The organism is Microbulbifer sp. ALW1, from assembly GCF_009903625.1.
Taxonomy (GTDB): domain Bacteria; phylum Pseudomonadota; class Gammaproteobacteria; order Pseudomonadales; family Cellvibrionaceae; genus Microbulbifer.
In genome coordinates this window covers 1,100,625-1,115,216 of sequence record NZ_CP047569.1, presented here as the reverse complement: position 1 = coordinate 1,115,216, position 14,592 = coordinate 1,100,625, and the positions used below count along the sequence as shown (strand labels likewise).

Below are 14,592 nucleotides of genomic sequence, written 5' to 3'. Positions count from 1 at the left end.
GGCCTTAGGTAAGTGCCCGCCTAGCGGCCAAGAAATGCGAGGAAGCGCGCTTCCAGCCCGCCCGCCATATCCGCCCGTCCCTTTGCCCGCAGTATTTCGATAATGCACTCCACCGTACACAGCCCACCATCGCGCTGATTGCGCCGCAGGGTAAATTGCGATGGCCGCTCTGCCGCCAGCTCAACGCTCGGCAGTGGCTTCAGGTAAGGGCTGCGATTGAACATTTTGCGCGCTTCCTGCCAGGTGCCATCCAGCAGGACAAAGGTTTCACACTCCTCCAGGCTCAACGCAGACGCTGCTTCCCCGGACATTTCACTCTGGGGATAGACCAGGCCACAGCCCGGCTGCTGCAGCGTCTCCAGCAACCCGGGATCAGGCGCTGTGCGCTGCCACACTAGCCGCCGGATTGCGGCCCCTGTATCTCCTTCCAGCGCCAGCTTCCCGGTATTCGTGGGGCGCTCCAGCTCGCGCTCGTGAGTGAGGAGAATGATTTGCACGCTAGTGGGATTGCAGGGCGCGGGTGACATCCAGCATGCGGTTGGCAAAGCCCCATTCGTTATCGAACCAGATCAGGACCTTGACCAGCCTTCCGCCGGCGACCCGCGTCTGACTGGCATCGACGATGCCGGAGCGGGGGTCGTGGTTGTAGTCACAGGAGGTCAGGGGCTCTTCGCTGTAGCCGAGCACGCCGGAGAAGCGGCTTTCCGCTGCGGTTTTCAGTACGGAATTGACTTCGGCCTGGGTAACGGATTTTTTCAGCTGCACCGAGAGGTCGATGGCGGAGACGTTTACCGTGGGCACGCGCATGGCCTGGGCTTCGAATTTGCCGGCCATGTCGGGGAGTATGCGCTCGATACCGCGGGCGAGGCCGGTGTCCACCGGAATGATAGAGGAGATGGCGGAGCGGGTTTTGCGCAGGTCGGTGTGGTGGTAGGCGTCGTTTACCGGCTGGTCGTTCATCGCGGAGTGGATGGTGGTGATGACGCCGGCTTCGATGCCGAAGGCGCTTTCCAGGGCGGCGATGACGGGGATGCTGCAGTTGGTGGTGCAAGAGGCGGCGGAGATGATGGTCTCTTGGCCGGTAAGCGCGGTGTCGTTGACGCCGTAGACGATGGTGGCGTCGACGTCGCTGGTGGCGGGCTGGGAGAAGATGACTTTTTTTGCCCCTGCTTTTAAGTGCAGTTCGGCGCGCTGGCGTTCGGTGAAGCTGCCGGTGCATTCGAGGACTATGTCGACCTGGGGGTTGCGCCAGTCGAGATTTTCGAGGTCCCGGTGATGGGTGACGGCGATCTGGTCACCGTTGATATGCAGGGTTTCGTTGTGCACGGCGACGTCGCCGTGGAAGCGGCCGTGGACGGTGTCGTATTTGGTGAGATGGGCGATGGTGGTGCAGTCGGCCAGTTCGTTAATGGAGACGATCTGCAGTTGGTCGCGCAGGTTGGATTCGTACAGGGCTCTTAATACAGAGCGACCTATGCGGCCGTAGCCATTGATGGCGAGTCTTATTGGGTGGTTGGACATGCATTCCTCGGGCTAACTCCACCGCCTTCGGGTTTGCTCTGTTCCAGTGCGGTGGCGGGCAGGCCCTGGGGACGGGTTTTCAGGACCGCTGTGAATACATCCCTGTACGCTTCGTCGGCAACATCCCTGTTGCCGACGATCCTGAAAACCCGTCCCCAGCACCTGCCCTTCTATTCAAACCACAGTGCTTCGACTTGTGGCCCGTTGTTACTTCAGCAGTCCTTCAACCGCTTCCACAACTTTCTCGGCAGTGATGCCAAAGTGCTTCATCAGATCACCTGCCGGTGCAGATTCACCGAAGGTGTCCATACCGATGATGGCGCCGTCGAAGCCGACAAACTTGTGCCAGTAGTCTTTGTGACAGGCTTCTACTGCAACGCGGGCGCGCACGGAAGCAGGCAGTACAGACTCGCGGTAGTCGGCGCTCTGCGCGGAGAAGGCTTCGGCACAGGGCATGGAGACGACGCGCACTTTGCGGCCGGACAGTTGTTCGGCGGCGGCGGTGGCGAGCTCTACTTCGGAGCCGGTGGCGATGATGATGGCTTCGGGTTCGCCGTCGCAATCGCGCAGGATGTAGCCGCCCTTTTCGATCGCTGCCAGCTGCTCATCGGTGCGCGCCTGCGGGGCGAGGCCCTGGCGGCTGAAGATGAGGGCGCTGGGGCCTTCGCTGCGGGATACGGCCATTTTCCAGCTCACTGCGGATTCGGTGGCGTCGCAGGGGCGCCAGGTGTGCAGGTTCGGGGTGGAACGCAGGGCGGTGAGCTGTTCTACCGGCTGGTGGGTGGGGCCGTCTTCGCCGAGACCGATGGAGTCGTGGGTGTAGACGAAGATGACTTTCTGCTTCATCAGCGCGGCCATGCGCACGGCGTTGCGGGCGTATTCCATGAACATCAGGAAGGTGGCGCCGTAGGGGACGAAGCCGCCGTGCAGGGCGATGCCGTTCATGATGGCGCTCATGCCGAATTCGCGCACGCCGTAGTAGAGGTAGTTACCGGAGGCGTCTTCCGCGGAAACGCCTTTGGAGCCGGACCAGATGGTGAGGTTGGAGCCGGCCAGGTCGGCGGAGCCGCCGAGGAATTCCGGTAGCAGTGGGCCGAAAGCGTTGAGGGCGTTCTGGCTGGCTTTGCGGGAGGCAATTTTCTCGCCGTCGGCCTGGCACTGTTTGATGTACTCGTCGGCCTTGGCAAGGAAGTCTGCCGGCAATTCACCGCTCATGCGGCGTTCGAATTCGGCCGCCAGTTCCGGGTGGGCTTCCTGATAGTCGGCGAAGATGTCTTTCCACTCGTCTTCCTGCTCGGCGCCTTTGGCGCGACCGTCCCAGGCCTGGTACAGGTCTTCGGGGATCACGAAAGGCTCGTGCTTCCAGCCCAGGGTTTCGCGTACCAGGGCGATTTCTTCGTCGCCCAGCGGCGCGCCGTGACACTCTTCGCGGCCCTGCTTGTTAGGGGAGCCGAAGCCGATCACGGTTTTGCAGCAGATGATGGTGGGCTTGCTGGTTTCTGCGCGGGCTTCTTCAATCGCGGCCTTGATCGCGGCCGGATCGTGGCCGTCGACGTTGGCAATCACGTGCCAGCCGTAGGATTCGAAACGCTTGGGCGTGTCGTCGGTGAACCAGCCTTCCACTTCACCGTCGATGGAAATGCCGTTGTCATCGTAGAACGCAATCAGTTTGCCCAGGCCCAGGGTGCCGGCCAGGGAGCAGGCTTCGTGGGAGATGCCTTCCATCAGGCAGCCGTCACCGAGGAAGCAGTAGGTGTGGTGATCCACCAGCTCGTAACCTTCGCGATTGAACTGGGCCGCCAGTACTTTTTCTGCCAGCGCAAAGCCCACCGCGTTGGTGATACCCTGGCCCAGGGGACCGGTGGTGGTTTCAACGCCCGGCGCATAGCCGTACTCCGGGTGGCCCGGGGTTTTGGAGTGCAACTGGCGGAAGTTCTGCAGCTCGTGGATAGACAGGTCATAGCCTGTGAGGTGCAGCAGGGAATACAGCAGCATGGAACCGTGGCCATTGGACAGCACGAAGCGGTCGCGGTCCGCCCACTCGGGGTTGGCCGGATTGTGTTTCAGGTAGTCGTTCCACAGCACTTCGGCGATATCTGCCATGCCCATGGGCGCGCCGGGGTGGCCGCTCTTGGCTTTCTGGACCGCGTCCATAGACAGGGCGCGAATGGCGTTGGCCTTTTCTGTGCGAGACGGAGTAGAAGACATAGGGAATTCTCGGTTTGGGGATCTTCGGTTCATCAGATGCGCTGCGGACCCGACTCTGGTGGCCAGTTTGCCGCTGTCGCCAATTGCCCGGCTCGATCTGAACCGGCGACAAATCGGGGGGCGTATTTTCCCGTAATCCCCCGCCCGGCGCAAAGCCTGTCGGTTCAATTCTCCGCTTGAGGCAGCAACATTTTCCTAACAAAGCACAATCTTATCGATCCTGTGTGGATTAGTTACATCTGCATCAAACTATTTCGATACACCTTAATCAAAAAATTTTGATATAGGCAGCATGCACTGCTAGACTCCCCGCCATGCTTGACTCCCGCAATACCACTGCTGACCGTGAAAATCACGACAGCGACCAAATTCCGCAACTGGCAGCGACCCTCAAGGCCGCTGGCGACCCGCTGCGCCTGGAGATATTGCGCCTGCTGGCCCAGGACTCCTACAGCGTGCTGGAGCTGTGCCGCATCTTCGACCTGCGCCAGCCGGCCCTGTCCCACCACCTCAAGGTGCTGGCCCAGGCGGAGCTGGTGAGCAAGCGCCGCGAGGGCAACAACCTGTTTTACCGCCGGTCCGTGGGCAACGAGCTGCTACAGCAGTTGTTCGCCGGCCTGGACCAGCTGCCCCTTGCCGATGCTCGCGCCGAGACCGTGGCGCAGATCGCCGCCGAGCGCACCGAGGCGTCGCGGCGTTTCTTTGCGGACTACGGCAATCGCTTCCGCGAGCAGCAGGAGTTGATCGCTAGTTATAGCGTCTACGGTCCCCAGGTAGCACAGCTGCTGAAACCCGGGCGTCACGCGCTGGAGGTTGGCCCCGGTGAAGGGGAGTTTCTGGAGGAACTGGCGAGCCGTTTTGGCACCGTGACCGCCCTGGACCTGTCGAAGACGATGCTGGAACGGGCACAGGCATTTGCCGACGATAAAGGTCTGCAGAATATCGAGTTCGTGTGCGATGACACCCGCGCGGCAGCGGCCCGTCCGGAAAGTGCGGACTGCATTGTGGTGAATATGGTGCTGCACCACACACCGGAGCCGGCGCAGATTTTTCACGACTTACAGCGCTCACTGAAAGTGGGCGGCCAGCTGTTGATTACCGAGCTGCACGACCACACCCAGGATTGGGCGCGGGATGCCTGCGGCGACCTCTGGCTGGGATTTGCACCTCAACAGCTGGTTGAGTGGGCTGCAGATGCAGGCCTGCAGAAAGGCCGCAGTGAGCACAGCGCATTGCGCAATGGATTTCAGATTCAGATTCAGGAGTTTGTTAAGCCCTGATTATTCAGGACTTGATCCCTATTAAGTTTTGCACTCCGCCAGCAGCGGAAAAAGGAGCGCTTCGGCGCAAATGGAGAAATCACAATGAGTGAATACAGCATCTTTACTTCGGAATCCGTTTCCGAAGGCCATCCGGACAAAATTGCCGACCAGATTTCCGATGCGGTTCTGGACGCCCTGCTGGCACGCGACAAAAACGCCCGTGTTGCCTGTGAGACCCTGGTAAAAACCGGCATCGCGGTCATCGCCGGTGAAATCAGCACCTCCGCCTGGGTCGACCTCGAAGACCTGGTGCGCAAGGTGATCACCGATATCGGCTACACCTCCTCCGACGTCGGCTACGACGGCGAAACCTGCGGTGTGATCAATGTCATCGGCAAACAGTCTGTGGACATCGCCCAGGGCGTTGACCGGGTAAAACCGGAAGACCAGGGTGCCGGCGACCAGGGCCTGATGTTCGGCTACGCCACCGACGAAACCCCGACCTTCATGCCCGCCCCGGTTTACTACGCCCATCGCCTGGTAGAGCGGCAGGCGGAAGCGCGCAAGTCCGGCCAGCTGCCGTGGCTGCGCCCGGATGCCAAGAGCCAGGTCACTTTCCGCTACGACGAAAATGGCAAGCCCTGCGCGATCGATGCCGTGGTTCTGTCCACCCAGCACAGCCCGGAAGTCAGCCAGGAAGATCTGCGTGACGCGGTGATGGAACTGATCGTGCACCACGTGCTGCCGGCGGAACTGCTGCACCAGGACACCAAATACCACATCAACCCGACCGGCAAATTCGTGATCGGCGGCCCTGTGGGCGACTGCGGTCTGACCGGCCGTAAAATCATCGTCGATACCTACGGCGGTTCCGCCCGCCACGGCGGTGGTGCTTTCTCCGGCAAGGACCCGTCCAAGGTGGACCGCTCCGCTGCTTACGCCGGCCGCTACGTGGCAAAAAACATTGTGGCCGCTGGCCTCGCCAGCCGCTGTGAAATCCAGGTGTCCTACGCCATCGGCGTGGCCGAACCCACCTCGGTTTCCATCAATACGTTTGGCACCGGCAAGGTGAGCGACGAACGCCTGATCGAACTGGTACGCGAAAACTTTGACCTGCGCCCCTACGCCATCTCCAAGGCGCTGGACCTGCTGCACCCCATGTACCAGCTCACTGCTGCCTACGGCCACTTCGGTCGCGAGCCATTCGAGCACACCTACAAGTGGGTCGACAGCAACGGCAAAGAACAGACCGAAACCTTCACCGCCTTCCCCTGGGAAAAAACCGACAAGGCGGAAACCCTGCGCGCGCAGGCAGGCATTTAATTGAAACAGGCGGGCCACAAGCCCGCCCAATACGCTTGGCACAACCAACGCGAACATTCAGAAAATTTAGGTAACAAACCCGATGAGCACCGAATTTAAAGACTTCAAAGTAGCCGACATTTCCCTCGCCGACTGGGGCCGCAAGGAAATCGAAATTGCCGAAGGCGAAATGCCAGCCCTGATCACCCTGCGGGAAAAATACCGTGCTGCACAGCCGCTGGCCGGCGCCCGCATCATGGGCTGTATCCACATGACCATCCAGACCGCGGTACTGATCGAGACCCTGGTTGCCCTGGGCGCGGAAGTGCGCTGGTCCTCCTGCAATATTTTTTCCACCCAGGATCACGCGGCCGCTGCCATCGCCGCCAGTGGTATTCCGGTCTTCGCCTGGAAGGGCGAAACCGAAGAAGAGTATGACTGGTGCCTGGAGCGCACCATTGGTGCCGACGTGGCCGGCTGGCAGCCGAACATGATTCTGGACGATGGTGGCGACCTCACCGAGCTGCTGCACCGCAAGTACCCGGAACTTCTCGATGCGGTACACGGCATCAGTGAAGAGACCACCACCGGCGTACACCGCCTGCAGGACATGCTGAAAGCGGGCACCTTGAAGGTTCCGGCGATCAACGTGAACGACGCGGTGACCAAGAGCAAGAACGACAACAAGTACGGCTGTCGCCACAGCCTGAACGATGCCATCAAGCGCGGCACCGACCACCTGCTGTCCGGCAAAAAAGCGCTGGTCATCGGTTACGGCGATGTGGGTAAAGGCTCTGCCGCCTCCCTGCGTCAGGAAGGCATGATCGTAAAAGTCACCGAGGTCGATCCCATCTGTGCCATGCAGGCGTGCATGGACGGCTTTGAGCTGGTGTCGCCCTATATCAATGGCATCAACGACGGCACCTCCGACTGCATCGATCGCGCACTGCTGGCGAAAACCGATCTGCTCGTCACCACCACCGGCAACGTCAATGTGTGCGATGCGCACATGCTGGCCGCACTGAAGTCCGGCGCCGTGGTGTGCAATATCGGTCACTTCGATAACGAGATCGACACCGCGTTTATGCGCAAGAACTGGGAATGGCAGGAAGTAAAACCGCAGGTACACAAAATCGTGCGCAATGCGGCAACCAACGATCACCTGTTGCTGCTGTCCGAAGGTCGCCTGGTCAACCTGGGCAACGCCACCGGCCACCCCAGCCGCATCATGGACGGCTCCTTCGCCAACCAGGTGCTGGCCCAGATTCACCTGTTCGAAGAAAAGTTTGCCGATCTGCCGGCGGACCAGAAAGTGTCTGCACTCTACGTCAAAGTGCTGCCGAAGCACCTGGACGAGGAAGTGGCCAAATACATGGTGGAAGGCTTCGGCGGCGTGATCACCCGCATGACCGAAGACCAGGCCAAATACATTGGCGTATCTGTAGACGGCCCCTACAAGCCAGAAAGTTACAAGTATTAAAAAAACCTCACGGCCGGCCGCAACGTCCTCTTGCGGCCGGTTGCCGAGGGAATGGAAAAGAACAATGAGTGATTTACGTATCAGCTTTGAGTTTTTCCCGCCCAAGACCGAAGAGGGTCGGGACAAGCTTTACAATACACGCGAGCAACTGCAGGCGTTCAATCCGGAATTTTTCTCCGTAACATACGGCGCTGGCGGTACCACTCGCGATACCACCGTCAATATTGTCACCAGCCTGCGCAAGGACGGTATCTCCATTGCACCCCATCTGTCGTTTGGCGGTGACAACGAAGAGATCGTGCTGGAACTGCTGAACCGCTACAAGGAAGCCGGTGTCGATCGCATTGTCGCTCTGCGCGGCGATATGCCCTCCGGCATGGGTTCCGTAGCCCAGCTGGTATACGCCAATGAATTGGTGGCCTTTATCCGCCGCCACACCGGAGATCACTTCCACCTGGAAGTGGCGGCCTACCCGGAAATCCACCCGGAAGCCGAAAGCTACGACGACGATATCCGCTTTTTGAAAGGCAAGTTCGAGGCCGGTGCCAACAGCGCGCTGACCCAGTACTTCTACAACCCGGATGCCTACTTTTATTTCCTCGACCAGTGCCAGAAGGCCGGTATCGACGCACCCATTTATCCGGGCATTATGCCAATCACCAACTTCACCAACCTGGCGCGTTTCTCCCGCAACTGCGGCGCGGAAATTCCGCGCTGGTTGAAGTACCGCATGGAAAGCTACCGCAATCCGGAAGATGTGAAGAAGCTCGGCCTGGAGATAGTGACCGACCTGTGCGAAACCCTGCTGGAAGGCGGTGCGCCGGGATTGCACTTCTACACCATGAACCAGGTGGAACCCACCGCGAGCATTCTGAAGGCGCTAGAACTGGGGTAACCGGGGTCGCTGGGGTAACTGGCGACAACGCTGACTGGTAACCGGGAGACCACCGCGAAAATCCCGGTAACCGCGATAGAAAAGGGGCAGACTGCCCCTTTTTTTGCTATCTAAAGAGACATAAAAGCCTAATGACACGGATTCGTTTATGGCCGACCGTCCTCTTGTTCCCGCGGACCAGATCCTCAATGAGCTGACTTTCAAGGCGCTGATTCTCGGTGCCCTGCTTTCTGCGGTGCTTTCCGCCGCCAATGCTTATATCGGCCTGCTGGTCGGCCTCACCGTCTCCGCCTCCATTCCCGCCGCCGCCACCTCCATGGGCATTCTGCGGCTGTTCCGCCGCTCCACCATTCTCGAAAACAACATGGTGCAGACCTCCGCCTCCGCCGGCGAATCCCTGGCGGCGGGGATCATCTTTACCATGCCGGCGCTGGTCATGATGGGAGCCTGGAGCGGTTACCACTGGAGCACCCTGACCCTGATCGGCATTCTCGGCGGCCTGCTCGGCGTGGCCTTTACCATTCCCCTGCGACGCGCCCTGATCGTGGAAACCGAGCTGGCATTCCCCGAGGGTGTGGCCACCGCGCAGGTGCTGAAAACCGGCGGTATCCAGACCGACAAGGATCACCCCGAATACCGCCCCAACGAAGAGGCCAAACGCGGACTGCGCCTGCTGTTGCGCGCCGCCGGGCTCGGCGGCCTGATCAAGCTGCTGGAATCCGGCGTCGGCCTCCTCGCCGGTGGCGTCGCTGCCACCAAAAGCTGGCTTGGCGGCCACTGGCTGTTTACCGGCAACATCACCCTCAGTCCGGCACTGCTCGGCGTGGGCTACATCGTCGGCCTGAACGTGGCGGTGCTGGTATTTATCGGCGGGGTGATCGGCACCTTAATCGGCGTGCCGCTGAACTGGCTGGTGAACGGTGAAGAGCTGCGCCAGCTCGCCGGTGTCAGCGGGGAGATGAGCAGCTGGACGGCCCAGGACTGGGACAACCTCGCCAATGCCTCCTGGCAGCAGTGCCGGCGTATCGGCGTGGGTGCAATGATGGTCGGGGGCGTCTGGTCCCTGATCACCCTGGCACGGCCACTGGTGGACGGGGTCAAGGCATCGCTGCGTGCGCACCGGCAGGCCAAGGCGGGCCAGGTACCGCTGCGCACCGAGCAGGACATGCCGATTCCCTATGTCAGCCTGCTGGTATTGCTGTCCGCAATACCGCTGTATTTTATTTTCCTGCATGCACTGGACGGCTTCCCGAGCCGCTACTGGATTGCCGCCATCATGTCGGCGCTGATGCTGGTGCTGGGATTTATCTTTGCCTCGGTAGCCGGTTACATGGCGGGCCTGGTGGGCTCCAGTAACAATCCCATCAGCGGTGTCACCATTGCCACGGTGATCGTCTCCGCGCTGATCCTGTTGCAGCTGATGGGCAACGACGGCATCGCCGGGCGGCTCGGCCCCATCGCGGTGATGTACCTGGCAGGCATGATCTGCTCCGCCGCGGCCATCGCCGGGGACAATATGCAGGATCTCAAGTGTGGACACATTCTCGGTGCCACCCCCTGGCGCCAGCAGGTATTCCAGATCATTGGTGTCATCGCCGCGGCCGGCGCTATTCCACTGGTGCTGTCGATTCTCGACCAGGGCTACGGCATCGGCCGGGTGAGCCCGGTCAACCCCAGTGCAACGCCATTGTCCGCACCCCAGGCCAGCCTGATGCGCGACCTGTCCACCGGAATTTTTGGTGCGGGTATCGAATGGAACTATATCTTTATCGGCTTTGGCCTGGCGGTGCTGCTGATCGCGCTGGACCAGATCCAGAAAAAGCGTGGGGCGGAATTCCGCTTTCCGGTACTGGCGGTGGCTGTCGGTGTTTATCTGCCACTGGGATTATCGATCCCGATCTTCCTCGGCGGCCTGCTGGCACACTGGCAGCGCAAGCGCCGCCAATCCAGGGAGAAATCCCAGGAAGCGGAAGGCGATGGTTTGCTGCTGGCCTCGGGCCTGATAACCGGCGAGGCCCTGATGGGAGTTATCGTAGCGGTGCTGGCGGTCAGCGCACCGGGCAAAGTGCCCTATATCGGCGACTTTGCCCTGGCGCCCTGGCTGGGGCTGGGCGGGCTCGCGCTCTGCTTCTGGTACCTGGCGAAAAAGGGCTAGGGTGTACGCCGGCAATTATGGATGCGCGGGTAGCGTTTTCTTTTCGCGATTCAGCTGAACCTTGACCGGCTTGCCGTCAAAATCCAGCACCCGCACCACCAACCTGCGGTTCTGCTCCCGCCCTTTCTGGGTGGCGTTGTCCGCGACCGGATCGGAATCGCCAAGCCCGGCAGCCTCCACTCGCTCTGCGCCAATACCGCGCTCCAGTAAAAACTGCTTCACCCAGTCCGCGCGCCACTGGGACAATTTGCGGTTTTTTTCCGGGTCGCCGGCGTTGTCCGTGTGGCCTTCCACCGCGATTTTCAGCGCGGGGAAATCCCGCATGATCACCAACAGCGCCTCAACATCTCCCAAGGTTTCCATTTTCGGCGCGAAGCCACCGGGCTCGAAATCCACTCGCAGCAGAAAAATCTCGCCATTTTCCCGCGCCTGCCCCATCAGGTAGCGCACCATATCGTCCCCGAAAGGCGCCGCCTGGCGCGCCGCAATCTCACCCAGGCCGTTGCTGACCAGTTCCCGCGGGTCGAGGGTGTATTTTTTGGTGGGATCTGGACAGCCAGTCAAGAAAAGGCTCGGAATTATCATTGCCGCAAGCAGCCCCGCGGGGCGCCGCCAGAAAACAGACATATTGCCGGCTCCTCTGTGCTAGTTCAGTCGAATCTGATTGCAGTGGGACCTGAATGCGTCACCCCTGTATCAATTTCGACAGTGCAGGCATTGTAAGGCGCCACCTGTTCATTCACGCATAAATCGCCGCTGCCGGGGAACGCTGGGCGAAGCCGGCTATTTCTGAGATGATCGGAAGCACCTTAACCTTTCCACAAACCCTTTCCACAAGGCCTGAATCTCGCGGGAGCTCGCCATGGGCAAAAAATTACTCTCCACCGTCGGCGCCACCCTGTGCCTGGCCGCGCTCATCCACAGCAGTGAACTCACTGCCCAACAGATTGTGACCGTAGACCCGGGCGATGCCTGGCTGAATGCCAGCGATGGCTATCAGGAAAAAGTCACCTGGCGGGTGGCGAGCAAGGGCGGCGCCGCCTCTCCCCGTGGGGTTTTCGTCAACCTGGACAACAATCAGGAACTGGCGGTAGTGGATCAGATTCTGGAGTTCAGCGGCGACCGCGGGGAAGTCACTGAAGTGGTGCAGATTTCAGCCAGCCAGGCCCGCAGCTGGCACGCCAAGGGTGTGCGCCGGGTCGGCTACCGCCGGGTGTTCGCCGGTGCTGCCGGCAGCCTCTCCAACCATATTCTGTTCGACCTCAATGCCAGCGGCCGCTTGGCCCAGGTAGAGGCTTCACCGCCTAACCAGACGGTCAGCAGCAAGTCCCGCAGCATGATGATGGCGTGGAATCTGGGCAGTGACTTGGGAGACATCCGCGCCTACTCGGCCAGCGGGCAATTTCTGGTGGGAGACAGAGTGGTCTATGAAGTGGCAGAGCCGCTGATCGCGCAAGCGGGGAAACCCATGCGCGAGACGGTCGAACTGCCTCCAGGGCTGGTCAGTGAGCTGGTGGCCCAGGGTATTTACCAGCTGCGCTACACCCGCACTTTTGTCGACGACAAGGATACGCGACGCAGTGCGTCAGTGGATGTTCGTTTAACCCAGTAAAACCCGGTCAAAATGAGCGCGGCAGACATCAGCCTGCGCTCAGTCCGCCTTGCGGCGGCGCAGCAGCTGGTGCCAGAAGAGTCCTTCCAATAGCAGCCCCAGAATCAAAAACAGGGCGCCGCCAGCGGGGATGCCAAATACGTAGCAGGCAATTGCCGCGAACAGGCAGGTTACGGCCACAAGTAAGCGTTTGATCGTTTTCACGGACAACTCCTTTTCGTAATTTCCTTAATTTTCCCCGATAAAACCAGACTTAAAAGTAGTCCAGCAGCAACTGCATATCGTGGATTACCCGCGCGCCCTCGGCTTCCAGCTGACGGCTGCGCACGCCGTTGTGGCTGTATCCGATCACCGGCATCCCTGCCGCTACCGCGGCTTTCACTCCGGCAATGGAATCTTCCACCACCAGGCAGTACTCCGGTGCTATATCAAACTGGCGCGCGCTGTGCAGAAACAGGTCCGGCCAGGGCTTGCCACGCCCGACGTCATCGGCGCTGAAAATGCGCCCGTCAAAGTATTCCCACAGGCCGGTTTTATTCAGGGTGATCTGCATCTTTGCGTGAGGGCCGGAAGAGGCGACACAGGTTTGCAGGTCTGTGGTGCGAAGTTTTTCCAATACCTCGTGAATACCCGACACCGCTTCCAGCTCCGTGTGGAAGGCTTCGCGAATGCGACTTTCGGTCGCATTGAAATAAGACGGCGGCAGGGGCCCGCCATAGCGGGTTTCGATATCGACAATACAGTCCTTTGACGGGCGGCCGCTGAATTGCTCGTCCAGCTCATCCGCCGTTGCCGGCATCCCCAGCTTGGTCATTTCCTCCGCCAGCACCCGACAGACAATACTCTCACTGTCTACCAGCACCCCGTCGCAGTCAAAAATCACCAGGCGGGTATCGAATTTTCCGTGTGCCATCAAACTTCCTACATCGTTTTTCAAGTAGCCGAGATCAACAGGATACCAATAAGCACCCCGACCGCACCGGCAACGCGTACCAGGTTTTCATTGCCGTGCACTATCCCAAGGACAAATTCCCGGGTCCGTTCATAGCCCGCCTGCAACGCATAAGCGCCGATGACGATCAGGAAAATCCCCAGCACATTGAACAGCGTGCCCCAGCTGCGGGTATCGGAAATCAGCAGGAACACTATACCGATGACCACTCGCGCCCAGGCGCCAAAATAAAACATCTGCGGGTTCATCCGCTCACCCATATCCCGCGCAATCTGCGGTTTGAGGATGATCAGAACCGACATCGCGGTAATTGCCACGCCTATCAACCAGACCAATGCTTTCATTGCCATTTCCTTCCGTTTGAAATTTTTACGCGTTAAAAATCGCCCCACTGGAACTGGAGCACCGACAGCGCCGCAACCGGTGCCGTTTCGGTACGCAGTACCCTTGGCCCCAGGCGCAGCGGGTGAAAGCCCTGCTGCATGGCCAGCTCGATTTCCTCTGCCGATAGCCCCCCTTCCGGGCCCACCAATAATAGCGCGGCATCCGGGCGACCGAGCTGCTGTTCCAGCTGTGCCAGTGAGGTATCGGTGCGGTGATGCAACACCAGTTTCAGTGCGCTGGCACCCTTGGTCAATGCGAGGTACTGGGTCAGTTTCACCGGCTCCAGAATCTCCGGTACCCGGTTGCGCGCGCTCTGTTCGCAGGCACTGATGGCAATCTGCTGCCACTGTCCCAGCTTTTTCTGCAGCCGGTCGCCGGAAAGTTTTACTTCGCAGCGCTCGGTAAACAGCGGCTGTATCGCGCTCACCCCCAGTTCGGTTGCTTTCTGGATGACCCAATCAAAGCGGTCACCGCGGGAGATGCCAATGGCCAGGGTGATGGCCAGCGGCGACTGCCGGTCGCCTTCGGTAAAGGCACCGATACTTACCCGCGCCTTCTTGCCGCTTTCCAGTAATTCCGCGGCGTATTCGCCGCCTTCACCGTCAAACAGAATCAACGGGCGGCCGGGTCCCAGGCGCAACACCTTGACCAGATGGCGCGATGCGGCTTCATCCAATTGCACTTCAGTTTTACCCGCCAGTGGCTCGGCGGAAAAAATACGGGGGATACGCAAAGGTCGATCCTGGATACAGAATAAGAATTGCGTGAAGGGTAATACAGGAGGGAGGGAAGTTGTAGATTTGCAGCCACTGCCCTTTTCC

General features: G+C 60.1%; 14 protein-coding genes. 6 read left to right on the top strand and 8 right to left on the bottom strand.

Going from position 1 to position 14,592, the window contains the following annotated elements; all coding sequences use genetic code 11:
- Positions 1 to 20: 20 nt before the first annotated feature.
- From GRX76_RS04560 to tkt, 3 genes are all read right to left on the bottom strand, one after another.
- The gene (locus tag GRX76_RS04560) at positions 21 to 497 is read right to left on the bottom strand and encodes a tRNA-uridine aminocarboxypropyltransferase (protein WP_160152223.1); all 477 of its coding nucleotides are present in this window, start codon (positions 495 to 497) and stop codon (positions 21 to 23) included.
- Position 498: 1 nt separating this feature from the next.
- Positions 499 to 1,521 carry a type I glyceraldehyde-3-phosphate dehydrogenase gene (gene gap, locus GRX76_RS04555; protein ID WP_160152222.1) on the bottom strand — a complete coding sequence of 341 codons (1,023 nt, stop codon included), beginning with the start codon at positions 1,519 to 1,521 and terminating at the stop codon, positions 499 to 501.
- 207 nt (positions 1,522 to 1,728) lie between these two features.
- On the bottom strand, positions 1,729 to 3,729 hold the full coding sequence (gene tkt, locus GRX76_RS04550; protein WP_160152221.1) for a transketolase: 2,001 nt from the start codon (positions 3,727 to 3,729) through the stop codon (positions 1,729 to 1,731).
- Positions 3,730 to 4,043: 314 nt separating this feature from the next.
- Between tkt and GRX76_RS04545 the strand changes: the two genes are divergently transcribed.
- The 5 genes from GRX76_RS04545 (at position 4,044) to GRX76_RS04525 (ending at position 10,823) form a co-directional block, all read left to right on the top strand.
- The gene (locus GRX76_RS04545) at positions 4,044 to 5,009 is read left to right on the top strand and encodes a metalloregulator ArsR/SmtB family transcription factor (RefSeq protein ID WP_160152220.1); all 966 of its coding nucleotides are present in this window, start codon (positions 4,044 to 4,046) and stop codon (positions 5,007 to 5,009) included.
- Between the two features lie 84 nt (positions 5,010 to 5,093).
- Positions 5,094 to 6,314 (top strand): methionine adenosyltransferase, encoded by a 1,221-nt coding sequence (metK, locus tag GRX76_RS04540; RefSeq protein WP_160152219.1) that lies wholly within the window; start codon positions 5,094 to 5,096, stop codon positions 6,312 to 6,314.
- An 82-nt stretch (positions 6,315 to 6,396) separates the two neighbouring features.
- The gene (gene ahcY / locus GRX76_RS04535; protein ID WP_160152218.1) at positions 6,397 to 7,773 is read left to right on the top strand and encodes an adenosylhomocysteinase; all 1,377 of its coding nucleotides are present in this window, start codon (positions 6,397 to 6,399) and stop codon (positions 7,771 to 7,773) included.
- Positions 7,774 to 7,837: 64 nt separating this feature from the next.
- Positions 7,838 to 8,668: a methylenetetrahydrofolate reductase [NAD(P)H] gene (gene metF / locus GRX76_RS04530; protein WP_160152217.1), complete on the top strand. Its 831-nt coding sequence runs from the start codon at positions 7,838 to 7,840 to the stop codon at positions 8,666 to 8,668.
- A gap of 148 nt (positions 8,669 to 8,816) precedes the next feature.
- Positions 8,817 to 10,823, top strand: coding sequence for an OPT family oligopeptide transporter (locus GRX76_RS04525; protein WP_160152216.1), 2,007 nt, complete (start codon positions 8,817 to 8,819; stop codon positions 10,821 to 10,823).
- A gap of 15 nt (positions 10,824 to 10,838) precedes the next feature.
- Here GRX76_RS04525 and GRX76_RS04520 read toward each other — a convergent pair whose 3' ends face one another.
- Positions 10,839 to 11,387 (bottom strand): OmpA family protein, encoded by a 549-nt coding sequence (locus GRX76_RS04520; protein ID WP_236250546.1) that lies wholly within the window; start codon positions 11,385 to 11,387, stop codon positions 10,839 to 10,841.
- A gap of 298 nt (positions 11,388 to 11,685) precedes the next feature.
- Between GRX76_RS04520 and GRX76_RS04515 the strand changes: the two genes are divergently transcribed.
- A complete protein-coding gene (locus GRX76_RS04515; protein ID WP_160152214.1) occupies positions 11,686 to 12,435 on the top strand; it encodes a hypothetical protein in 750 nt (249 codons plus the stop codon).
- Between the two features lie 39 nt (positions 12,436 to 12,474).
- Here GRX76_RS04515 and GRX76_RS19140 read toward each other — a convergent pair whose 3' ends face one another.
- From GRX76_RS19140 to GRX76_RS04500, 4 genes are read right to left on the bottom strand one after another with little or no spacing between them, the layout of a single operon-like run.
- Positions 12,475 to 12,639: a hypothetical protein gene (locus GRX76_RS19140; RefSeq protein WP_201276910.1), complete on the bottom strand. Its 165-nt coding sequence runs from the start codon at positions 12,637 to 12,639 to the stop codon at positions 12,475 to 12,477.
- A gap of 49 nt (positions 12,640 to 12,688) precedes the next feature.
- Positions 12,689 to 13,348, bottom strand: coding sequence for an HAD family phosphatase (locus GRX76_RS04510; protein ID WP_160152213.1), 660 nt, complete (start codon positions 13,346 to 13,348; stop codon positions 12,689 to 12,691).
- A gap of 20 nt (positions 13,349 to 13,368) precedes the next feature.
- Positions 13,369 to 13,731 carry a hypothetical protein gene (locus tag GRX76_RS04505; RefSeq protein ID WP_160152212.1) on the bottom strand — a complete coding sequence of 121 codons (363 nt, stop codon included), beginning with the start codon at positions 13,729 to 13,731 and terminating at the stop codon, positions 13,369 to 13,371.
- A 32-nt stretch (positions 13,732 to 13,763) separates the two neighbouring features.
- The gene (locus tag GRX76_RS04500) at positions 13,764 to 14,504 is read right to left on the bottom strand and encodes a 16S rRNA (uracil(1498)-N(3))-methyltransferase (RefSeq protein ID WP_160152211.1); all 741 of its coding nucleotides are present in this window, start codon (positions 14,502 to 14,504) and stop codon (positions 13,764 to 13,766) included.
- Positions 14,505 to 14,592: the final 88 nt, after the last annotated feature.

Excerpts from the sequence above, each read along its gene's own strand:
- gap (WP_160152222.1), bottom strand. The coding sequence starts at position 1,521 with ATGTCCAACCACCCAATAAGACTCGCCATCAATGGCTACGGCCGCATA.
- tkt (WP_160152221.1), bottom strand. The coding sequence starts at position 3,729 with ATGTCTTCTACTCCGTCTCGCACAGAAAAGGCCAACGCCATTCGCGCC.
- GRX76_RS04545 (WP_160152220.1), top strand. The coding sequence starts at position 4,044 with ATGCTTGACTCCCGCAATACCACTGCTGACCGTGAAAATCACGACAGC.
- metK (WP_160152219.1), top strand. The coding sequence starts at position 5,094 with ATGAGTGAATACAGCATCTTTACTTCGGAATCCGTTTCCGAAGGCCAT.
- ahcY (WP_160152218.1), top strand. The coding sequence starts at position 6,397 with ATGAGCACCGAATTTAAAGACTTCAAAGTAGCCGACATTTCCCTCGCC.
- metF (WP_160152217.1), top strand. The coding sequence starts at position 7,838 with ATGAGTGATTTACGTATCAGCTTTGAGTTTTTCCCGCCCAAGACCGAA.
- GRX76_RS04525 (WP_160152216.1), top strand. The coding sequence starts at position 8,817 with ATGGCCGACCGTCCTCTTGTTCCCGCGGACCAGATCCTCAATGAGCTG.
- GRX76_RS04515 (WP_160152214.1), top strand. The coding sequence starts at position 11,686 with ATGGGCAAAAAATTACTCTCCACCGTCGGCGCCACCCTGTGCCTGGCC.
- GRX76_RS04510 (WP_160152213.1), bottom strand. The coding sequence starts at position 13,348 with ATGGCACACGGAAAATTCGATACCCGCCTGGTGATTTTTGACTGCGAC.
- GRX76_RS04505 (WP_160152212.1), bottom strand. The coding sequence starts at position 13,731 with ATGAAAGCATTGGTCTGGTTGATAGGCGTGGCAATTACCGCGATGTCG.